Source organism: Halomonas sp. SCS19, from assembly GCF_040147015.1.
Taxonomy (GTDB): domain Bacteria; phylum Pseudomonadota; class Gammaproteobacteria; order Pseudomonadales; family Halomonadaceae; genus Halomonas; species Halomonas litopenaei.
Genome location: NZ_JAMSHN010000001.1, coordinates 2,444,219 through 2,465,062 on the forward strand (window position 1 = coordinate 2,444,219; position 20,844 = coordinate 2,465,062).

Sequence of the window (20,844 nt, forward strand, 5' to 3'; positions counted from 1 at the left end):
AGCGCAAAAACCGGAGTTTACAATTGTAAATGAGGATTTTGAGCACCGCCGAGCGCCAAACTGTCGAGCGCAGCAGGGACAAACGTTTTTTCACCAGCATGATATACATTGCCTTTTCCGCCTGACGACCATAGCGAGTGGGAACCACCTGATCCCTTGCCGAACTCAGAAGTGAAACCGCTCAGCGCCGATGGTAGTGTGGGGTCTCCCCATGCGAGAGTAGGTCATCGTCAGGCATTTATTCAGAAGAAGCCCGGTTATCGAGAGATAATCGGGCTTTTTCGCATGCATGGGAAGACCCCGCTTTTTATTTGTGGGGCCGCACTGCGTGCGGTCCGGCCGCTCGCAGGCTCGCGTCGTTCGTCACCCCTTGCAGCTTCGCTGCAAAAGCTCGGGGTGACTCACCCCCATGCGAGCGACCTACCTTGCTGTCTAAGCGTCATCGTCAGGCATTTATTCAGAAGTAAGCCCGATTATCGAGAGATAGTCGGGCCTTCTTTTTGTAAAGAGCGCATGCATGGGCTTTCTACAAGTTCAGCCCCGCTTTTTATATGTGGGGCCGCGCCGCCGCCCCCGAGGTGTGGTCCGGCCTGGCTCTTCTCAAGGGCGGGCTCGCGTCGTTCATCCCCCTTGCAGCTTCGCTGCAGCCCTTGTGAAGAGCGCTGGGGCGACTCACCCCCATGCGAGCGAACTTGCTGTCTAAGCGTCATCGTCAGGCATTTATTCAGAAGTAGGCCCGATTATAGAGAGATAGTCGGGCCTTCTTTTTGTAAAGAGCGCATGCATGGGCTCTCTACAAGTTCAGCCCCTCTCTTTATATGTGGGGCCGCGCCGCCGCCCCCGAGGTGCGGTCCGGCCTGGCCCTTCTCAAGGGCGGGCTCGCGTCGTTCGTCCCCCCTTGCAGCTTCGCTGCAAACCCTGGGGTGACTCACCCCCATGCGAGCGACCTTGCTGTCTAAGTGTCATCGTCAGGTGTCGATTCAAAAGAAGGCCCAATTCCAGGAGGAGTTGGGCCTTCGTTTTGTAAAGTCTGGTCATCGAGCAGCTGAGCCATCGCTATCACCGGAATCTTCCACCAGAAGGGGAGAGTCGGCGACCGACAAACTTGATTTAGGCTTGTGCGATACGCGGGTTGAAGCACGGCGGCAGGACCTCCATCTTGTACAAGCACGTGACAGATAGAGTCGATTGTCTAATTTATCGATCCATGGAGGATGTCATGACGCAGCAAGTGGAAGGCAAACGTGTCGCGATTCTCGCCACTCACGGTTTCGAGGAGTCGGAGCTGGCGGTACCCAAGGCGAAGCTTCAGCAGCAGGGCATCGTGGTGCACGTGGTCTCCCCGGAGGCCAAGGGCATCAAGGCCTGGGCAGAAAACGACTGGGGCGACACCTACGACGTCGACGTGGCCCTGGATGATGTCAGCGAACATGACTATCACGCCCTGGTGTTGCCTGGCGGCCTGTTCAACCCCGACGCCCTGCGCCAGGACGAGAAGGCCTTGAGCTTCGTCAAGGCTTTCTTCCAGGCTCACAAGCCGGTGGCAGCGATCTGCCACGCCCCCTGGATCCTGATCAACGCCGGGGTGGTCGAAGGTCGCAGGCTGACCTCCTACCCGAGTGTCGAACAGGATCTGCGCAATGCAGGCGCCGATTGGGTCGACGAGCAGGTAGTGGTGGATAACGGCCTGGTGACCAGCCGTAAGCCCGATGATCTGGATATCTTCTGCCACAAGCTGGTCGAGGAAATCCACGAAGGGCGTCACGAGAAGCAGCACGCCTGACGCTGTTCGATACAGCAACCTGGCGGAACGCAACAGGCCCCCGGCGACTTGGTCGCCGGGGGCCTGTTGCGTGTCGAGGTGGTGTTGGCTGGTGATGTAGCCGAGCCAGTTCGACGGGCTAGTTCGACGGGCTAGTTCGAAGGGCTAGTTCGACGGGCCTATTTGACGGTGGAAGAAGCGTTCATTGATGGAGTGACCGAATCGGTCTGTTCCTCGCCAGTGGGCTCGATGCGCTTTACGCCGAACCAGCCGGTCCAGGGCCCGATCATGGCCAGCAGGATCGAGAAGACGATACCCAAGTAATTGAACAGCGCCCATGGAGCGTAGTCGAGGGTGGCGACACCCAGGGTGCCTGCCATGTAGACGGCGGAGACGGTCCAGGGGGCCAGCGGCTCGGGAATCATGCCGCCGTCTTCCATGCTGCGCGACAGATTGAGCTGGTGCAGGCCTCGCTTGCGATATTGCTCGGCGAACAGCTCACGGGTCAAAAAGAAGGTTACGTAGCTGTTGCCGGTGGCCAGGATGATGGTGCTGCTGGCCGCAAGCGAGGCCAGGATAGTGCCGCGGGCGGAGCGCACGTAGGCCAGGCTGCGATCGAGCACGACCTTGAGGATGCCGGCGGCCTCCAGCGCCGAGGCAAAGAAGAAGGCGCACAGCGCGAACAGCACTGCTCCGTGCATGCTGTAGAGCCCGCCACGGTTCAGCAGGCTGACCAGTGCCGGGGGCAGGGTGGCGACGTCCAGGCCCGGGTTGAAGCCGGCCAGCAGGCTGACGTTGAAGCCCGAGACTGCGGCCTTGGCCACCGCCTCGGGGCTGGCACCCTGGAGCAGTATCGCCAGCAGGGCGGCGCAGGCCGAGGCCAGGAACAGTACCACCAGGGTCGGCTTCTTGCGCACCGAGCCGAACAGCACGATGGCCACTGGCAGCAGCAACAGGAGGTTCAGCTGATAGAGCCCGCCGATGGTTTCGGCGCTGGCGGCGATGGCCTCCGGGGTGCCCTCTGCCAGGTCCATGTTGAGGCCGAGTATCAGGTAGACCACAGCGGCCACCACGCTGGCGGGCAGTGAGGTGTACATCAGGTGGCGGATGTGTCGGTACAGGTCTTCGCCTACCACCATGGACGCCATGATGGTGGTGTCCGACAGCGGCGACAGCTTGTCGCCGAAGTAGGCGCCTGAGAGCACCGCGCCGGCGGTGATCGCCAGGTTGATGTCCATGGCCGCGGCGATGCCCATGATGGCCACCCCCAGGGTCCCGGCGGAGCCCCAGGAGGTGCCGGTGAAGGTGGAGACGATGGCGGTGCCGAAGAACGCCATGACGTACAGGTAGCGGGGATCGATCAGCTCCAGGCCATGGTAGATGAAGTAGGGAATGGTGCCCGAGATCATCCAGGTGCCGATGATGATACCGATGCTGTAGAGCACCAGTAGCGCGGACAGGGCGGTGCGGACCTTGTTGCCCATGATGTCCATGACGCCTTCCCAGGTCCCGCCGTGCAGCAGACTGAACAGGGTGGCGGCGGCGCCCAGGGTGATCAGCACCAGTTCGGTGGGTAGGCCCGCCACCACGATGCCGTAGACGATGGCGAAGGCGATGGCGGTCAGCAGGATCAGGGATGGAACAAGTCCAGGTTGTCGTTGTATGGCTGGCATGGGATGTCCTCCTCGTGGTGATCAGCGTTCGAGCGCGGCGAACCCCCGCTCGAGGTCGTCGATGATGTCGTCGATGTGTTCAAGCCCGATGGCCAGGCGAATCAGCGGCTGGCCGCTGCCGTCGGGGCGCATGGGAGACAGCGCGAGACTTTCGTAGCCGCCCCAGCTGACGCCGATACGCATCAGTTCGAGGGCGTCGATGAAGTTCGCGATGCGCGAGTAGCTGGGGTGATGAAGCGCAAGGCTGAGCAGGCCAGAATGGCCGTGCAGCTGGCGGGCGGCCCAGTCGGCGGCGGCGCCTTTGGCGAGGCTCGGGTGATGCACCGCTGCGACCTGCGGGTGGTCAGCGAGAAAACGGGCGACCGCCAAGGCGTTGCGCTGATGCTCGGCCATGCGCACCGGCAGGGTGCGTAGACCGCGCAGGATCAGCGAGGCGCTGTGGGGCGACAGGGCGGCGCCCAGCAACTGGTGACCGTTGGCGAAGAGCCTGTCGATCAGCTCGGCGTCGGCGATGACTGCGCCGCCGACCACGTCGCTGTGCCCGCCGATGTACTTCGACAGCGAATGCACCACCATATCGATGCCGTGGGTAAGCGGCTTCTGGAACAGCGGGGTGGCCCAGGTGTTGTCGATCAGCGTGAGGATGCCGCGTTTCCGGGCGATGGCGGAGATAGCCTCGAGGTCTGCCAGCTCCATGCGCAGCGATGACGGACTCTCGATGTAGATCAGGCGGGTCTCGGGCCGCAGGTGGTCGCTCAATTGCTGGTCACCGGCGATACCGTCGTGGCTGACGCCGTAGCGGGCCATATGGTCGAGCAACTCGACGCTCGGCCCGTAGGTCTGGTTGATGCGCAGGACGTGGTCGCCGTGCTTCAGCAACGAGAATAGCGTGGCGGAGATGGCGCCCATGCCGGAGGCAAAGGCCTTGCAGGCCTGGCCACGTTCCAGCGCCGCCAGCTTGTCCTCCAGCAACTTGACGGTGGGATTGAGCCCTCGGCTATAGATGAAGCGTTCGCGTTCGGCCAGCTGTGCGCGGCTGAAGCTATCAAGGTCCGGGAAGGTGAAGATGCTGGTCTGGTAGACGGGAGGTGCCACGGCGCCGTGATGATCCTGGCGCTGTTCGAAGGCGTGACTACAGATATGGCGATCCTGTGGGTCCACGGTGCGGTCTCCGCAAGCAGGGTGGATTTAGCTATCAGCCTGTCTGATAGCTAAGCTAGCACGGCCCTGCTGGCCCCACAATTGATCCAGAAGAGGTTTGCCGTTACCGTCGATCAGTCCCCTGGACGCCTTTCCTTCCTGGATGCCAACGTCATGAAACGACTCTACTTATCGGACACCGTCGCCGGAGAGATCAGCGCCTATATCGCCAAAGAGCAGTTGGCGCCGGGGGCGCGCCTACCCTCGGTGGGGGAGTGGATGGAGCGCCTGGAGGTAGGTCGATCTACCCTCCGGGAGGGCCTCAAGAAGCTCCAGGCCGAGGGCATCATCGAGGTGGTCAACGGCAAGGGGATCTTCGTCAGCGAACAGCGGACCTTTCAACTGCTGGCCAGTCTTGGCATCCACGACGCCAGGGCGCATCTGCTGGAGATGCTCGAGGTTCGCCAGGCGCTGGAGGCCCAGGCCATCCTGCTGGCCGTGCGGCACGCCGAAGAGGCCGCCTTCGAGGCCATGGCCGGCCACCTGGATGACTATCGACGTGCTCGGGCGAGGGAGGATTTCCTCGCGGTCAGCGAGGCCGACGCGGCCTTTCACCTTGCGATCTATCAGGCCTGCGGCAATCGCGTGCTGGTTGGGCTGATCCAGATGATGCACGACGAGCTGTACCTGTCCTGGGACTCGCCGGACGATCGTCATGAAGTGTTTGACGCAAGTTTTGCCCACCACGAAGACCTGCTCGAGGCCATGCGGCGGCGTGATGAGCAGGCCGCTCTGGCCGCCTTCGACAACCTGGTCGGTGCCACGCGCAAGAGCGTCGAGGCCATGGTGTCGTGAAGACGCCGGCCTGGTGGCTGGTTCGTTGCGCCTGCAGCAATAGCGTACAGGGCGGGCTTCGCCCATCAGATCTTGCTGCTTCGATGCAGCAAGCAGCGAAGCAGTGGCCAGTCAGTAGGCGGCTGGCATTGGCGCTGTGGAGGACTTTCGAGTCCAGGCTCGGGCATTGTCGGCGTGGCTACAATCGAGCAGAGTGGCGGACGCTTGCATGGTGCCAGTTTCCTTTTGCTCGCCACCGCCCGTCGGTGCTCGTACCACCTGGAGGAGTTGCTCAGAGGCACACCCACAGGAGTGTTGCAGACGCGTGGATTTCCGGCGACAGGCGACATTCGATAGACTATGCCCTTTTCCCGTGGAAGGGGCGAGGGATGACCATTGGTGAGCTGATTCGGCTGTTGAGTGACGGCGAGTTCCACTCCGGCCAGCAGCTGGGGGAAAAGCTGGGCGTGTCGCGGGCGGCGGTGTGGAAGCAGCTGCGCAAGCTTGAGGATCTCGGCATCCCCATGGAGGCGGTCAAGGGGCAGGGGTATCGGCTAGCCGAACCCCTTGAGCTGCTCGATGGGCCCTCGGTGGTGGCCGCGCTGTCACGCGAGTCGCGTCGGCACCTCTCGCGCCTCTTCGTGGAAGACACCCTGCCCTCGAGCAACGAGTTCCTGCGCGAGCGTTTTCGTCAGGGAGCAGGGCACGCTGAGGCCTGCCTGGTCGAACAGCAGAGCGCCGGCCGTGGGCGGCGCGGGCGCACCTGGACGACCCCCTGGGGGCGCACGCTGATGTGCTCCGTGGGCTGGCGCTTCGATTCGGGTGTCGCTGCCCTGGAAGGCCTCAGCCTGGCCATCGGTGTGGTGCTGGCCCAGGTGCTGGAGCGCCATGGGCTCAAGCCCGGGCTGAAGTGGCCCAACGACGTGCTGTTGCCCTTGGGGCCGCAAGGATCGGCTCAGCAAGGATTGGATGAGCAGGCAGCGACCGGGCAGGGGGCGGGTCAGCAGGGCTTTGGCAAGCTGGCCGGTATTCTGGTCGAGATGAGCGGTGACGCCGCTGGCCCCTGCGAGGTGGTGCTCGGTATGGGCATCAACGTGGATCTGCCGGAGAGCTTCCGGGCGAAGATCGATCAGCCGGTCGCTTGTGTGCATGATCAGGCTCCGGGGCTATCCCGTAACGTGCTGGCGGCCGAATTGCTGGACGGCCTGCTGGGCATGCTGGCAGGTTTCGAGGAGCAGGGGTTCGATGCCTGGCGCGACGCCTGGAACGCACGTCACGCCTTTGCCGGTTGGGACATCGAGATCATTCGAGGGGAGCAGCGCGAGCTGGCCCAGGCAGGAGACGTGGATGGCAGTGGCAATCTCTGGGTGCGCAAGGGCATTGACGGAGAGCGGCAAGAGCGCCTGGTGGGAGGAGAGATCAGCGTGCGGGCTCGCCCATGATTCTTGATCTGGATATCGGCAATACCCTGTCCAAGTGGCGCCTGAAGGACGCTGACAGTAGCGAGATTCGCTCCAGGGGCGCGGTGTGGACGCGGGAGGAGTGGAAGCCCGGGTCGGACATTCCCGACCTCGACGTGGTCGAGACGGTGCGCATTTCCAGTGTAGCGAGGCGTTCGGTGCTGGCGCAGACCGAGTCGCTGCTCAAGGACCGGGTGCGTTCGGTGCACGTGGCGCGCTCCTGCCACGAAGCGCTGGGCGTCACCAACGGCTATCACGAGCCGGGTCGACTGGGCGTGGATCGCTGGATGGGGGTGCTGGCGGGCTATCAGCTCGCCGGTGCCAGCTGCACGGTGGACTGTGGCAGTGCCATCACCATCGACTTCGTGCTGCCAGGCGGGCGTCATCTCGGGGGGTACATCCTGCCGGGGCTGCGTCTGATGAAAGAAAGCCTGAAGCTGGGCACCCGCAACGTGGCCATCGACCCGGACAGCGAGGCAGACGAGCTGCTCGCTCCTGGGCGGCGCACGGTAGAGGCGGTCAATCACGGTATCTACATGGCCGCTGTCAGCGCGGTCAATCGGATCTACAGCGAGGTCTGTGATCGTGAAGGGGTGGCGCTACCCATGCTGGTCACCGGCGGCGATGCCAGGGTGGTGTCTCGTGGTATTCGCGTACCCCACGCGATCTGGCCGGACATGGTCTACGCCGGCCTTGAAGCGTGTTTCCCTCTGACCGCGGCGGAGCGTGCCGGCAAGATGGCCGGGGCGCCGGTGCCGCCGGCTCCGGTAGCGCTGGAAAAGATCCGGGCGGGGTTGGCCTTCTCGATGCTGCTTTGATGCGTTGGTGACATGACTGACGGTATAACCGCGCTGGAGGCGGCTCTCTTTCCGGCCTCTGACGGCGGCAGAACGTGCCGGCAAGATGGCGGGGGCGCCGGTGCCACCGGCTCCGGTGGCGCTGGAAAAGATCCGCGCGGGTTTGGCGTTTTCGATGCTGCTGTGACCGTGGTTTTCCGGTGCGCCGTAAAAAAAGCCTATGGAAGCCTTGCGTTATCCATTCTGCTTTGACACAATGCGCCGCGTTCCGAGGTACAGCGACCCGCGGGTTGCAGGCTGCCGTCGAGACAGGTTGTAAGAATTTTGCGTACAGCTTGATTCTTTTAAAACAACCACTTGACTTCTCGGGGCAGGGCGATAAAATACGTCGCCAGTTGGAGGGGTTCCCGAGTGGCCAAAGGGAGCAGACTGTAAATCTGCCGCGAAAGCTTCGAAGGTTCGAATCCTTCCCCCTCCACCAGATTTTGATCGACCAGAGTTGTGGTTTCTGGTTGATATGGAGCAGGCGGTCGGACGCTGCCAGGCTGGTTTGGGTTCGGTGGGCTTTGCTTCAGCAAAGAAGGTTTAGTACCGATTTTGCGGGCATAGTTCAATGGTAGAACCTCAGCCTTCCAAGCTGATGATGCGGGTTCGATCCCCGCTGCCCGCTCCAGAGTTTAGGTAATGTGAAGTAGTTGGGTTGCCGAAGAGTGCGCTCATGTAGCTCAGGGGTAGAGCACACCCTTGGTAAGGGTGAGGTCGACGGTTCAAATCCGTCCATGAGCTCCATCTAAGAAAAGCGAGCCTAGGCTCGCTTTTTCTTTCTCCGCCGCGTCTGCAGGGCGGAGGGGGTTGCCAGGCGAGATCCGTTTCGCTATCATGGCGCCCGCTGTTGCAGAGGCTGCCCGCAAAGGGTGGTTTGCATCGAGTACAGGCCAGTAGCTCAATTGGCAGAGCAGCGGTCTCCAAAACCGCAGGTTGGGGGTTCGATTCCCTCCTGGCCTGCCAGTCTTCCCCAGGCTGGCAGTTTTTTATATACTTTCGTGTTTCGATTGCCGCGCCCTGAGGAGTCTCGTTTTCATGAAGCATAACGCCGAGGTGCAGGAGTCGCGCCACGACGGGCTCAAGTGGGCGGTTGTCGTCGTTCTTCTGGTGCTGGCCGTCGTTGGCAACACCTACTTTGCCGACCAGCCGCTTCTGTATCGTGTTCTGGGCGTTGTTGCCCTGTCTGTCGTTGCTGCCCTGGTCGCATTGACCACCACCAAGGGGCGTGAATTGGTGGAGCTGGCGCAGAGCGCCAGGAAGGAAATTCAACGTGTCGTCTGGCCGACGCGCCCCGAGACCATTCAGACCACCGCCATCGTGCTGGTGGCTGTGCTGGTGGTCGGGCTGCTGCTCTGGTTGATCGACACGCTGCTCAGCTGGGCGATGTCCGGCGTCATCGGTTAGGAGTCTTCATGTCCAAGCGTTGGTACGTCGTCCACGCCTACTCCGGCTTCGAGAAGCACGTCATGCGCTCGCTGATCGAGCGCGTGAAGATGCACGGCATGGAAGATCTCTTTGGTGAGATTCTGGTGCCGACCGAAGAAGTCGTCGAGATGCGTGACGGCAAGCGCCGCAAGAGTGAGCGCAAGTTCTATCCCGGCTACGTGCTGGTCGAGATGGAAATGGTCGACGAGACCTGGCACCTGGTCAACGAGACGCCCCGTGTCATGGGCTTTATCGGCGGGACCAAGGAGAAGCCGGCGGCGATCACTCAGCGCGAGGCCGACGCCATTCTCAGTCGCGTCAGGGATGGGGCCGAAAAGCCGCGTCCCAAGACCATGTTCGAGCCCGGTCAGTCGGTGCGCGTCATCGATGGCCCCTTCGCCGATTTCAACGGCGTGGTCGAAGAGGTCAACTACGACAAGAGTCGTCTGCAGGTCAGCGTGCTGATCTTCGGGCGCGCCACTCCCGTCGAGCTGGAGTTTTCCCAGGTCGAGAAGGAGTAGGTCGACAAGTTTCTTACGGTGGGTCTGCTCAGGCAGGCCCGCCGTCATGTGCTGAAAGTTTTCAGTGCGTAGGGGTCGCCTCGAGAGGCGGCCGTTTTGTCCGGGGAGCCGCAAGGCGCTACTACCCAACTGGAGTCCATCATGGCCAAGAAAGTACAGGCTTACATCAAGCTGCAGGTTGCAGCTGGTAAGGCCAACCCGAGTCCCCCCGTGGGTCCCGCGCTGGGTCAGCACGGTGTCAACATCATGGAATTCTGCAAGGCGTTCAACGCCGAGACGCAGAACATCGAGCCGGGTCTCCCGACTCCCGTGGTCATCACCGTCTACTCCGACCGCAGCTTCACCTTCGTCACCAAGACACCGCCCGCCGCGGTGCTGCTGAAGAAGGCCGCTGGCATCAAGTCCGGCTCTGGTGAGCCGAACAAGAAGAAGGTCGGTACCGTGACCCGCGAGCAGCTCGAAGAGATCGCCAAGACCAAGGAGCCGGACATGACGGCTGCCGATCTCGACGCCGCGGTGCGTACCATTGCCGGTAGCGCCCGCAGCATGGGCCTCAACGTGGAGGGTCTCTGATCATGGCAAAGCTTACCAAGCGCGCAAAGCAGATTCGCGACAAGGTTGACGCCACCAAGGTCTACTCCATCGACGAGGCCGTGGCTCTGCTCTCCGAGCTGTCCACCGTCAAGTTCAAGGAGTCGCTGGACGTCGCCATCAACCTGGGCGTCGATCCGCGTAAATCCGACCAGGTGGTGCGCGGTGCGACCGTGATGCCCAACGGTACCGGCAAGGACGTGCGCGTTGCCGTCTTTACCCAGGGTGCCAACGAAGAAGCCGCCAAGGAAGCCGGTGCCGACATCGTCGGTATGGACGACCTGGCCGAGCAGGTCAAGAAAGGCCAGCTCGACTTCGACGTGGTCATTGCCTCGCCGGACGCCATGCGTGTCGTCGGCCAGCTGGGTCAGATCTTGGGTCCGCGTGGCCTGATGCCGAACCCCAAGGTCGGCACCGTGACCCCCGACGTCGCTACCGCCGTCAAGAACGCCAAGGCCGGTCAGGTGCGTTTCCGTACCGACAAGAACGGCATCATCCACACCACCCTGGGCAAGGTCGATTTCGAAGCCGACGCCATCAAGGGCAACCTGGATGCGCTGCTCGCCGACCTTAAGAAGCTCAAGCCGAGCACTTCCAAGGGCGTGTACTTCAAGAAGATGACCCTGTCCACCACCATGGGCCCGGGTCTGACCGTCGATCACTCCGCGCTGGTGTGATGCGACACAACAGGCAAGACACTTTGCGGTCCCCGTGCCGGGTGATTCGCCCGGCCGGCGGGGCACCGTCAAAGACCGCAGGCGCCGCCGCCTGACCTTCGGGTCTACCGGCGGCTTAATCGCCCCCCCCCCCCGGGCACCTGCGCAGATGGTGTTGCCGCCAGGCATCTGGTGAGCACCATCATTGAAGCCCCTCTTCTACGGAAGGGGAGATGGTAACCATCGGAGCCCTCGGGTTCCGGCACGAAGGAGTGATCACAGTGGCACTAGCACTCGAAGGCAAGAAGGCAATTGTTGCCGAGGTCAGTGAAGTCGCCAAGGATGCACTCTCCGTCGTAGTTGCCGACTCTCGCGGCGTCGCGGTCCACAAGATGACCGAACTGCGCAAGCAGGCTCGCGAGAATGGCGTCCAGGTGCGTGTTGTGCGCAACACCCTGGCACGCCGCGCCCTGACCGGTACTCCCTGGGAGTGCCTGTCAGAGACCTTCGTTGGTCCGACTCTGCTGGCCTTCTCCAACGAACATCCGGGCGCTGCCGCTCGTCTGTTCAAGGAGTTCGCCAAGGATGAGAAGAACTTCGAAGTCAAGGCGCTGGCCTATGAAGGTGAGCTGATCCCGGCAAGCGATATCGACCGTCTGGCGACCCTGCCGACCTACGATGAGGCGATCGCCAAGCTGATGTCCGTCATGAAGGAAGCTTCTGCCGGCAAGCTGGTTCGTACCCTCGCTGCGCTGCGCGACCAGAAGCAGGAAGAAGCCGCTTAAGGCGTCGTCCTGTCGACCGACCACGATCCATTTCGCGTTCTCGGGTAACCGAGACGCCCGCAAAGTTAGGAATCTAGACAATGGCACTGACCAAAGAAGATATCATCAACGCCGTCTCCGACATGTCCGTCATGGAAGTCGTCGAGCTGATCGAAGCCATGGAAGAGAAGTTCGGCGTTAGCGCCGCTGCTGCTGTCGTGGCTGGCCCGGGCGCTGGTGGCGAAGCCGCCGCTGCCGAAGAGCAGACCGAGTTCGACCTGGTGCTGACCTCCGCTGGCGACAAGAAGGTCAACGTCATCAAGGCCGTCCGCGAGATCACTGGTCTCGGCCTGAAGGAAGCCAAGGGTGCCGTCGACGGCGCGCCGGCGACCATCAAGGAAGCGATGAGCAAGGACGACGCGGAAGAAGCCAAGAAGAAGCTGGAAGAAGCCGGCGCGTCCGTGGAGCTCAAGTAATCCTTGTGCCCATGGCTTTACGCGCTGCGTAAGCTTCCACGGCTGGTGGCGGGACGCCCGCTACCGGCCTTTTTCTGTTGTCACTAGCTGCCTGCCCCCAAGGGCCTGTAGCTTGCAGAATTCCGACGGCGAGTCACTCATCCGAGGACTTGCCGTCAGCGCCTGACGGAGACCGTCCGTCGGGTGGCGCCGACACGCATCGGTCACCCATGGTGAACAAGCTGGGGAATACAGATGGCTTACTCATACACTGAGAAAAAACGCATCCGCAAGGATTTCGGCAAACTGCCCCAAGTGATGGATGTGCCTTACCTGCTGGCCATCCAGCTTGATTCCTACTACGACTTTCTCCAGCAGGACCGCTCTCCCGAAGAGCGCATGGAAGTCGGCCTGCACGCCGCCTTCAGGTCCGTGTTCCCGATCGAGAGCTTCTCCGGCAACGCTGCGCTCGAGTACGTCAGCTATCGTTTCGGCACTCCGGCCTTCGACGTCAAGGAATGCCAGCTGCGCGGCGTCACCTACTCCGCTCCTCTGCGTGTCAAGGTTCGCCTGATCATCTACGACAAGGAGTCGTCGAACAAGGCCATCAAGGACATCAAGGAGCAGGAAGTCTACATGGGGGAAATCCCCCTGATGACCGAGAACGGTACCTTCGTGGTGAACGGTACCGAGCGCGTCATCGTGTCTCAGCTTCACCGTAGTCCCGGCGTGTTCTTCGATCACGACAAGGGCAAGAGCCACAGCTCCGGTAAGCTTCTGTACTCCGCTCGCGTGATTCCTTACCGCGGCTCCTGGCTGGACTTCGAGTTCGACCCGAAGGACAACGTATTCGTGCGGATCGACCGTCGTCGCAAACTGCCGGCGTCCGTGCTGCTGCGCGCGCTGGGCATGAGCGCCGAGGAGATCCTCGACGAGTTCTTCGACACCAGCACCTTCCACATCGAGAAGTCCGGCTTCTCGGTGGAGCTGGTGCCGTCTCGCCTGCGTGGCGAGACCGCGACCTTTGACATCAAGGGCGCCGACGGTGAGGTCATCGTCGAAGAGGGGCGTCGTGTCACCCAGAAGCATATCCGCCAGCTGGAGAAGGCGGGTCTCGAGCGTCTGGAAGTGCCGATGGACTACCTGTTCGGCAAGACCCTGGCCAAGGACCAGATCAACCCTGCCACCGGCGAGCTGATCTGCCCCTGCAACTCCGAGATCACCCCGGAGCTGCTCGAGGCCCTCGGTCAGGCCGGCATCACCACCATCGAGACGCTCTACACCAACGATCTGGACTGCGGGCCCTTCGTCTCCGACACCCTCAAGCTGGACACCACCGGTTCCCAGCTCGAGGCGCTGGTCGAGATCTACCGCATGATGCGCCCCGGCGAGCCGCCCACCAAGGAAGCCGCCGAGACGCTGTTCAACAACCTGTTCTTCAGCGAAGACCGCTATGACCTGTCCGGCGTCGGCCGGATGAAGTTCAACCGTCGTCTGCGTCGTGATTCCGACACCGGTTCCGGTGTGCTGGATCGTACCGACATCCTCGACGTGCTGCGCGAGCTGATCAACATCCGTAACGGCTTTGGCGATGTCGACGACATCGACCACCTGGGCAACCGCCGCATCCGCTGCGTCGGCGAAATGGCAGAAAACCAGTTCCGTGTCGGCCTGGTGCGTGTCGAGCGCGCGGTCAAGGAACGTCTGTCCATGGCCGAGAGCGAAGGCCTGATGCCTCAGGACCTGATCAATGCCAAGCCGGTGGCCGCTGCGGTGAAGGAGTTCTTCGGCTCCTCTCAGCTGTCCCAGTTCATGGACCAGAACAACCCGCTGTCCGAGGTGACCCACAAGCGTCGTGTGTCTGCTCTCGGCCCGGGTGGTCTGACCCGTGAGCGCGCCGGTTTCGAGGTGCGTGACGTTCACGCTACCCACTACGGCCGTCTGTGCCCGATCGAGACGCCGGAAGGTCCGAACATCGGCCTGATCAACTCGCTGGCGACCTACAGCCACACCAACAGCTACGGCTTCCTCGAGACGCCGTACCGTAAGGTCGTGGATGGCGTGGTCACCGACGAGGTGGTGCACCTGTCGGCCATCGAGGAAGGTGACTTCGTCATCGCCCAGGCCTCGGCCACCGTCAACGCCGACAAGAAGCTGGTCGACGACCTGGTCCAGGTGCGTCATCGCGGCGAGACCACCTTCATGCGTCCCGAACAGGTGACGCTGATGGACGTGTCTCCGCGCCAGGTGGTGTCCGTCGCCGCCGCACTGATTCCGTTCCTCGAGCACGATGACGCCAACCGCGCCCTGATGGGTGCCAACATGCAGCGTCAGGCGGTGCCGACCCTGCGTGCCGACAAGCCGCTGGTCGGTACCGGCATGGAGCGCTTCGTCGCCCGTGACTCCGGTGTCTGTGCCGTGGCCCGTCGTGGCGGCGTGATCGACTCGGTCGACGCCAAGCGCATCGTGGTGCGGGTCAACGAAGATGAGATCATCGGCGGTGAGGCCGGTGTCGACATCTACAACCTGACCAAGTACCTGCGTTCGAACCAGAACACCTGCCAGAACCAGCGTCCGATCGTTCGCCCCGGCGACAACGTCGCGCGTGGTGACATCCTGGCCGACGGTCCGTCCGTCGACATGGGTGACCTGGCGCTTGGCCAGAACATGCGCATCGCCTTCATGCCGTGGAACGGTTACAACTTCGAGGACTCCATCCTGCTGTCCGAGCGGGTGGTCCAGGAAGACCGTTTCACTACCATCCACATCCAGGAACTGACCTGTGTGTCCCGTGACACCAAGCTGGGGCCGGAGGAGATCACCTCCGATATTCCCAACGTCGGTGAATCGGCACTGGGCAAGCTGGATGAGGCCGGTGTGGTGTACATCGGTGCCGAGGTCGGTGCCGGCGACATCCTGGTCGGCAAGGTCACGCCCAAGGGCGAGACCCAGCTGACCCCGGAAGAGAAGCTGCTGCGTGCGATCTTCGGTGAGAAGGCGTCCGACGTGAAGGACACCTCCCTGCGTGCCCCCACCGGCATGAAGGGCACCGTCATCGACGTTCAGGTGTTCACCCGCGACGGCGTCGAGAAGGACTCGCGCGCTCTGTCCATCGAGCAGATGCAGCTCGACGAGGTGCGCAAGGACCTGCAGGAGACCTACCGCATCGCCGAGGACGCCACCTTCGAGCGTCTCAAGCGCACCCTGTCCGGTCAGCCGGTCAACGGTGGTCCGCGCCTGTCCAAGGATGACGTGCTGTCCGAGGACTATCTCGAGGAGCTGCCGCGTCAGCAGTGGTTCAAGCTGCGCATGCAGGACGAGAAGCTCAATGAGCTGCTGGCTCAGGCCGACGAGCAGCTCGAGAACCGTCGCAAGGAAATGGACGAGCGTTTCGAAGACAAGAAGCGCAAGCTCACCCAGGGCGACGACCTGGCGCCGGGCGTGCTCAAGATCGTCAAGGTCTACCTGGCGATCAAGCGTCGCCTGCAGCCGGGTGACAAGATGGCCGGCCGTCACGGTAACAAGGGTGTCATCTCGGCCATCATGCCGATCGAGGACATGCCGTTCGATGACAACGGTGAGCCCATCGACGTGGTGCTGAACCCGCTGGGTGTACCGTCGCGGATGAACGTCGGTCAGATCCTCGAGACCCACCTGGGCATGGCGGCCCGCGGTCTCGGCGTGAAGATCGAACACATGCTGCGTGATGCCCGCGAGCAGCAGCTCACTCAGCTGCGCGAGTTCCTCGGTGAGGTCTACAACTCCACCCAGGGTACCCGCGTCGAGGAGATCGAGTCGCTGTCCGATGACGAGATCATCGCGCTGGCCAAGAACCTGAAGAAGGGCGTGCCGATGGCGACGCCGGTGTTCGACGGTGCCAAGGAGCACGAGATCAAGCACCTGCTGAAGCTGGCCGATCTGCCGGATTCCGGCCAGATGACCCTGTACGACGGGCGTACCGGCGAGTCGTTCGATCGTCCGGTGACGGTGGGCTACATGTACATGCTGAAGCTCAACCACCTGGTCGACGACAAGATGCACGCGCGTTCCACCGGCTCCTACTCGCTGGTCACCCAGCAGCCGCTGGGCGGCAAGGCGCAGTTCGGTGGTCAGCGCTTTGGTGAGATGGAGGTCTGGGCCTTGGAGGCCTACGGCGCCGCTTACACTCTGCAGGAAATGCTCACGGTCAAGTCCGATGACGTGGAAGGTCGTACCAAGATGTACAAGAGCATCGTGGATGGCGATCACACCATGCAGGCGGGCATGCCGGAATCCTTCAACGTATTGGTGAAGGAAATCCGCTCGCTGGGCATCGATATCGAACTGGAGAGCTGAGGCGGCCCGAAAGGCGCTTCAATGAATGACGGTCCGCGGGGAGCAATAGCTCCCCGCCCATGACAACTCCGCAACGGAGCCGACCTAATGAAAGATTTGGTGAAAGTCCTCAAATCGCAGTCACAGTCCGACGAGTTCGACGCGATCAAGATCACGCTCGCGTCGCCGGACATGATCCGCTCCTGGTCCTTTGGCGAGGTCAAGAAGCCGGAGACCATCAACTACCGGACTTTCAAGCCCGAGCGTGATGGCCTGTTCTGCGCCAAGATCTTCGGTCCGGTGAAGGACTACGAGTGCCTGTGCGGCAAGTACAAGCGCATGAAGCACCGCGGCATCATCTGCGAAAAGTGCGGCGTCGAAGTCACCAAGGCCGCCGTGCGCCGCGAGCGCATGGGGCACATCGAGCTGGCAAGTCCGGTCGCCCACATCTGGTTTCTGAAGTCGCTGCCGTCCCGCATCGGCATGCTGATGGACATGACCCTGCGCGACATCGAGCGCGTGCTCTATTTCGAGAGCTTCATGGTCGTCGATCCCGGCATGACCACCCTCGAGCGTGGCCAGCTGCTCAACGACGAGCAGTACTTCGAGGCCCTCGAGGAGTTCGGCGATGACTTCGACGCCCGCATGGGTGCCGAGGCCGTCCAGGCGATGCTCAAGGATATCGATCTCGAGGAAGAGATCGAGCGTCTGCGCGAAGAGATCCCGCAGACCAACTCCGAGACCAAGATCAAGAAGCTGTCCAAGCGTCTGAAGCTGCTCGAAGCCTTCCAGGGCTCCGGCAACGATCCGGCGTGGATGGTGATGGAAGTGCTGCCCGTGCTGCCGCCGGACCTGCGTCCGCTGGTACCGCTGGATGGCGGCCGCTTCGCGACCTCGGATCTCAACGATCTGTACCGTCGCGTGATCAACCGCAACAACCGCTTGAAGCGTCTGCTCGACCTCAACGCGCCGGACATCATCGTGCGCAACGAAAAGCGCATGCTGCAGGAGTCCGTCGATGCGCTGCTCGACAACGGTCGTCGCGGTCGCGCCATCACCGGCTCCAACAAGCGTCCGTTGAAGTCGCTGGCCGACATGATCAAGGGCAAGCAGGGGCGTTTCCGTCAGAACCTGCTGGGCAAGCGCGTCGACTACTCCGGCCGCTCGGTCATCACCGTGGGCCCGACCCTGCGTCTGCACCAGTGCGGTCTGCCCAAGAAGATGGCGCTTGAGCTGTTCAAGCCGTTCATCTACTCCAAGCTGCAGGCCAGCGGCCAGGCGTCCACCATCAAGGCCGCCAAGAAGATGGTCGAGCGCGAGCTGCCGGAGGTGTGGGACATCCTCGCCGACGTCATCCGCGAGCACCCGGTGCTTTTGAACCGCGCCCCAACCCTGCACCGTCTCGGTATCCAGGCGTTCGAGCCGCTGTTGATCGAAGGCAAGGCGATCCAGCTGCACCCGCTGGTGTGTGCCGCCTACAACGCCGACTTCGACGGTGACCAGATGGCCGTGCACGTGCCGCTGACGCTGGAAGCCCAGCTCGAAGCGCGCGCGCTGATGATGGCCACCAACAACGTGCTGTCACCGGCCAACGGCGAGCCGATCATCGTGCCGTCCCAGGACGTGGTGCTGGGTCTGTACTACATGACCCGCGAGCGCATCAACGCCAAGGGCGAGGGCATGGTGTTCTCCGACCTCAACGAGGTCGAGCGCGCCTTCGGCACCCAGAACGTGTCGCTGCACGCCCGCGTCAAGGTGCGCCTGGACGAGGTCGACATCGACGAAGAGACCGGCGAGCGCTCCGAGCACCGCCGTCTGCGTGACACCACCGTCGGCCGTGCGCTGCTGTTCCGCATCCTGCCGCAAGGGGTGCCCTTCGATCTGGTCGACCAGGCCATGAAGAAGAAGGCCATCTCCAAGCTGATCAACGAAGTGTATCGTCGCGCCGGTCTCAAGGCCGCGGTCATCTTCGCCGACCAGCTGATGTACACCGGCTTCCGTCTGGCCACCTGGTCCGGCGCCTCCATCGGCGTCAACGACTTCGTCATCCCGGACGCCAAGGCCGAGATCGTCGAGGCGGCCGAGGAAGAGGTCAAGGAAATCGAGGACCAGTTCTCCTCCGGTCTGGTGACCGCGGGCGAGAAGTACAACAAGGTCATCGATATCTGGGCGCGTGCCAACGACCAGGTCGCCAAGGCGATGATGGCGGGCATCTCCAAGGAGACCGTGATCGACCGCGAAGGCAAGGAAGTCGAACAGGACTCCTTCAACAGCGTGTTCATCATGGCCGACTCCGGTGCCCGTGGTAGCGCCGCCCAGATCCGCCAGCTGGCGGGTATGCGTGGTCTGATGGCCAAGCCGGATGGCTCGATCATCGAGACCCCGATCGTCGCCAACTTCCGTGAAGGTCTGAACGTACTCCAGTACTTCATCTCGACCCACGGTGCGCGTAAGGGTCTGGCGGATACCGCCCTGAAGACCGCCAACTCCGGTTACCTGACCCGTCGTCTGGTCGACGTCGCCCAGGACGTGGTCATCACCGAGGTCGACTGTGGCACCGAGCGTGGCCTGACCCTGCACCCGGTCATCGAAGGCGGCGACATCATCGTCTCGCTGGCCCAGCGTGTACTCGGCCGTGTGGTCGCTCAGGACGTCATCGACCCGAGCACCGACGAAGTGCTGATTCCGCGCGGCACCCTGCTGGACGAGGCCTGGTGCGAGCAGCTCGACACCATGGGCGTCGACGAGATCATCGTGCGCAGCACCATCACCTGTGAAACCAGTCACGGTGTGTGTTCGTCCTGTTACGGGCGCGATCTGGCCCGTGGCCACCAGGTCAACATCGGTGAGTCGGCCGGCGTCATCGCCGCCCAGTCCATCGGTGAGCCGGGTACCCAGCTGACCATGCGTACCTTCCACATCGGTGGTGCCGCCTCGCGGGCCTCTGCGGTGGACAGCGTCCAGGTCAAGCATGGCGGCAAGGTGCGCCTGCACAACATCAAGTACGTGGAACGCGCCGACGGCAAGCTGGTCGTGGTGTCGCGCTCCAGCGCCCTGGCGGTGGCCGACGAGCATGGCCGCGAGCGTGAGTACTACAAGCTGCCTTACGGTGCCGAGCTTTCGGTGCGTGACGGTGATGCGGTCGATCCCGGCCAGGCCGTGGCCAAGTGGGATCCGCACACCCACCCGATCGTCGCCGAAGCGGAAGGCCAGGTGCACTACGTCGACATGGACGAAGGCCTGACCATGCACCGCAGCGTCGACGAGATGACCGGTCTGTCCTCGATCGAGATCATCGAGTCCGCGGCGCGGCCGATGGCCGGTCGTGACAAGCGCCCGATGATCATGCTCAACGACGCCGCCGGCAAGCCGGTGACCGTCTCCGGCAGCGACACTCCGGTGCAGTACCCGCTGCCCGGCAAGGCGATCGTCACCGTCGACAATGGCTCGTCCATCGGCATCGGTGAGATCGTTGCGCGTATCCCGGTGGAGGCGTCCGGCAACAAGGACATCACCGGTGGTCTGCCGCGCGTCGCCGACCTGTTCGAGGCGCGCAAGCCGAAGGAGCCATCCATCCTGGCCGAGATCAGCGGTGTGATCAGCTTCGGCAAGGAAACCAAGGGCAAGCGTCGTCTGACCATCACCCCGTCCGAAGGCGACCCCTTCGAGATGCTGATTCCCAAGTGGCGTCAGATCGCGGTGTTCGAGGGCGAGACGGTCGAGAAGGGCGAGGTGATCTCGGATGGTCCGAGCAACCCGCACGACATCCTGCGACTGCTCGGCATCGCCGAGCTGGCCAAGTACATCGTGGCCGAGGTGCAGGACGTCTATCGTCTGCAGGGCGTTGGCATCAACGACAAGCACATCGAAGTGATCGTGCGTCAGATGCTGCGCAAGGTCGAGATCACCGACGCCGGTGACTCCGACTTCATTCCGGGTGATCAGGTCGAGCTGGTCCGTGTGCTGGAGCAGAATGCCGTGCTCCAGGCCAATGACAAGTTCCCGGCCAAGTACCAGCGCCTGCTGCTGGGTATCACCAAGGCCAGCCTGGCCACCGAGTCGTTCATCTCTGCGGCCTCCTTCCAGGAGACGACCCGCGTGCTGACCGAAGCGGCGGTCACCGGCAAGCGCGACTACCTGCGCGGCCTGAAGGAAAACGTGGTGGTGGGACGTCTGATCCCGGCCGGTACCGGTCTGACCCACCACGAGGAGCGTCGTCGCAAGCGTGAAGACACCGAGCGACTGCTCCAGCCGTCGGCCTACGACGTCGAGCAGGAGCTGGGCGCCCAGCTCACCGCGCTGGACTCGGACGACGACGAGATCTGATGTCGGCAAAAGCCTGGAGCCTTTGCGGCTCCGGGCTTGACGCGCCTTGGCATCAGCCAGTAGAATGCGCAGCCTTTAACA

General features: G+C 62.7%; 14 protein-coding genes, 4 tRNA genes, 1 rRNA gene and 1 pseudogene. 18 read left to right on the top strand and 2 right to left on the bottom strand.

The window, feature by feature from the left end; all coding sequences use genetic code 11:
* Positions 1 to 120 precede the first annotated feature (120 nt).
* Positions 121 to 236 (top strand): 5S ribosomal RNA (gene rrf / locus NFH97_RS10615).
* Positions 237 to 1,219: 983 nt separating this feature from the next.
* Entirely contained in the window at positions 1,220 to 1,783 is a 564-nt protein-coding gene (locus tag NFH97_RS10620) for a type 1 glutamine amidotransferase domain-containing protein (protein WP_124805273.1), read from the top strand.
* Positions 1,784 to 1,941: 158 nt separating this feature from the next.
* Here the strand turns inward: NFH97_RS10620 and nhaC are convergent, their stop codons facing one another.
* Both nhaC and NFH97_RS10630 read right to left on the bottom strand, forming a co-directional pair.
* Entirely contained in the window at positions 1,942 to 3,435 is a 1,494-nt protein-coding gene (gene nhaC, locus NFH97_RS10625) for a Na+/H+ antiporter NhaC (RefSeq protein WP_108133873.1), read from the bottom strand.
* Between the two features lie 21 nt (positions 3,436 to 3,456).
* On the bottom strand, positions 3,457 to 4,596 hold the full coding sequence (locus NFH97_RS10630) for a trans-sulfuration enzyme family protein (protein WP_348814957.1): 1,140 nt from the start codon (positions 4,594 to 4,596) through the stop codon (positions 3,457 to 3,459).
* 153 nt (positions 4,597 to 4,749) lie between these two features.
* Between NFH97_RS10630 and NFH97_RS10635 the strand changes: the two genes are divergently transcribed.
* The 16 genes and pseudogenes from NFH97_RS10635 (at position 4,750) to rpoC (ending at position 20,763) form a co-directional block, all read left to right on the top strand.
* Positions 4,750 to 5,430 carry a FadR/GntR family transcriptional regulator gene (locus NFH97_RS10635; protein WP_222517136.1) on the top strand — a complete coding sequence of 227 codons (681 nt, stop codon included), beginning with the start codon at positions 4,750 to 4,752 and terminating at the stop codon, positions 5,428 to 5,430.
* Between the two features lie 368 nt (positions 5,431 to 5,798).
* The gene (locus tag NFH97_RS10640) at positions 5,799 to 6,851 is read left to right on the top strand and encodes a biotin--[acetyl-CoA-carboxylase] ligase (protein ID WP_045990875.1); all 1,053 of its coding nucleotides are present in this window, start codon (positions 5,799 to 5,801) and stop codon (positions 6,849 to 6,851) included.
* Positions 6,848 to 7,687 (top strand): type III pantothenate kinase, encoded by an 840-nt coding sequence (locus NFH97_RS10645; protein ID WP_045990874.1) that lies wholly within the window; start codon positions 6,848 to 6,850, stop codon positions 7,685 to 7,687. Before NFH97_RS10640 ends, NFH97_RS10645 begins: the two co-directional genes overlap by 4 nt.
* Positions 7,688 to 7,742: 55 nt before the next feature.
* Positions 7,743 to 7,853 (top strand): annotated as a pseudogene (locus NFH97_RS10650) (type III pantothenate kinase); the annotation flags it as partial.
* 210 nt (positions 7,854 to 8,063) lie between these two features.
* A tRNA-Tyr gene (locus NFH97_RS10655) sits at positions 8,064 to 8,147 on the top strand.
* Between the two features lie 118 nt (positions 8,148 to 8,265).
* A tRNA-Gly gene (locus NFH97_RS10660) sits at positions 8,266 to 8,339 on the top strand.
* A 41-nt stretch (positions 8,340 to 8,380) separates the two neighbouring features.
* A tRNA-Thr gene (locus NFH97_RS10665) sits at positions 8,381 to 8,455 on the top strand.
* 143 nt (positions 8,456 to 8,598) lie between these two features.
* Positions 8,599 to 8,674 (top strand) — tRNA-Trp (locus NFH97_RS10670).
* A gap of 72 nt (positions 8,675 to 8,746) precedes the next feature.
* Positions 8,747 to 9,115, top strand: coding sequence for a preprotein translocase subunit SecE (secE, locus tag NFH97_RS10675; RefSeq protein WP_045990873.1), 369 nt, complete (start codon positions 8,747 to 8,749; stop codon positions 9,113 to 9,115).
* An 8-nt stretch (positions 9,116 to 9,123) separates the two neighbouring features.
* Complete coding sequence (nusG, locus tag NFH97_RS10680; protein WP_045990872.1) at positions 9,124 to 9,657, top strand: transcription termination/antitermination protein NusG; 534 nt, start codon at positions 9,124 to 9,126, stop codon at positions 9,655 to 9,657.
* Positions 9,658 to 9,798: 141 nt separating this feature from the next.
* Positions 9,799 to 10,230 (top strand): 50S ribosomal protein L11, encoded by a 432-nt coding sequence (rplK, locus tag NFH97_RS10685; RefSeq protein WP_045990871.1) that lies wholly within the window; start codon positions 9,799 to 9,801, stop codon positions 10,228 to 10,230.
* A gap of 2 nt (positions 10,231 to 10,232) precedes the next feature.
* Positions 10,233 to 10,925 (top strand): 50S ribosomal protein L1, encoded by a 693-nt coding sequence (rplA, locus tag NFH97_RS10690; RefSeq protein WP_045990870.1) that lies wholly within the window; start codon positions 10,233 to 10,235, stop codon positions 10,923 to 10,925.
* 260 nt (positions 10,926 to 11,185) lie between these two features.
* A complete protein-coding gene (gene rplJ, locus NFH97_RS10695; protein ID WP_045990869.1) occupies positions 11,186 to 11,689 on the top strand; it encodes a 50S ribosomal protein L10 in 504 nt (167 codons plus the stop codon).
* An 80-nt stretch (positions 11,690 to 11,769) separates the two neighbouring features.
* Positions 11,770 to 12,144 (top strand): 50S ribosomal protein L7/L12, encoded by a 375-nt coding sequence (gene rplL / locus NFH97_RS10700; RefSeq protein WP_108133877.1) that lies wholly within the window; start codon positions 11,770 to 11,772, stop codon positions 12,142 to 12,144.
* Between the two features lie 234 nt (positions 12,145 to 12,378).
* Positions 12,379 to 16,458, top strand: coding sequence for a DNA-directed RNA polymerase subunit beta (rpoB, locus tag NFH97_RS10705; protein WP_108133878.1), 4,080 nt, complete (start codon positions 12,379 to 12,381; stop codon positions 16,456 to 16,458).
* An 87-nt stretch (positions 16,459 to 16,545) separates the two neighbouring features.
* Positions 16,546 to 20,763 carry a DNA-directed RNA polymerase subunit beta' gene (gene rpoC, locus NFH97_RS10710; RefSeq protein WP_045990866.1) on the top strand — a complete coding sequence of 1,406 codons (4,218 nt, stop codon included), beginning with the start codon at positions 16,546 to 16,548 and terminating at the stop codon, positions 20,761 to 20,763.
* The last annotated feature ends 81 nt before the right edge of the window (positions 20,764 to 20,844 follow it).

Bases quoted from the DNA above. Each gene is read 5' to 3' on its own strand.
- NFH97_RS10620 (WP_124805273.1), top strand. From the start codon at position 1,220: ATGACGCAGCAAGTGGAAGGCAAACGTGTCGCGATTCTCGCCACTCAC.
- nhaC (WP_108133873.1), bottom strand. From the start codon at position 3,435: ATGCCAGCCATACAACGACAACCTGGACTTGTTCCATCCCTGATCCTG.
- NFH97_RS10635 (WP_222517136.1), top strand. From the start codon at position 4,750: ATGAAACGACTCTACTTATCGGACACCGTCGCCGGAGAGATCAGCGCC.
- NFH97_RS10640 (WP_045990875.1), top strand. From the start codon at position 5,799: ATGACCATTGGTGAGCTGATTCGGCTGTTGAGTGACGGCGAGTTCCAC.
- NFH97_RS10645 (WP_045990874.1), top strand. From the start codon at position 6,848: ATGATTCTTGATCTGGATATCGGCAATACCCTGTCCAAGTGGCGCCTG.
- secE (WP_045990873.1), top strand. From the start codon at position 8,747: ATGAAGCATAACGCCGAGGTGCAGGAGTCGCGCCACGACGGGCTCAAG.
- nusG (WP_045990872.1), top strand. From the start codon at position 9,124: ATGTCCAAGCGTTGGTACGTCGTCCACGCCTACTCCGGCTTCGAGAAG.
- rplK (WP_045990871.1), top strand. From the start codon at position 9,799: ATGGCCAAGAAAGTACAGGCTTACATCAAGCTGCAGGTTGCAGCTGGT.
- rplA (WP_045990870.1), top strand. From the start codon at position 10,233: ATGGCAAAGCTTACCAAGCGCGCAAAGCAGATTCGCGACAAGGTTGAC.
- rplL (WP_108133877.1), top strand. From the start codon at position 11,770: ATGGCACTGACCAAAGAAGATATCATCAACGCCGTCTCCGACATGTCC.
- rpoB (WP_108133878.1), top strand. From the start codon at position 12,379: ATGGCTTACTCATACACTGAGAAAAAACGCATCCGCAAGGATTTCGGC.
- rpoC (WP_045990866.1), top strand. From the start codon at position 16,546: ATGAAAGATTTGGTGAAAGTCCTCAAATCGCAGTCACAGTCCGACGAG.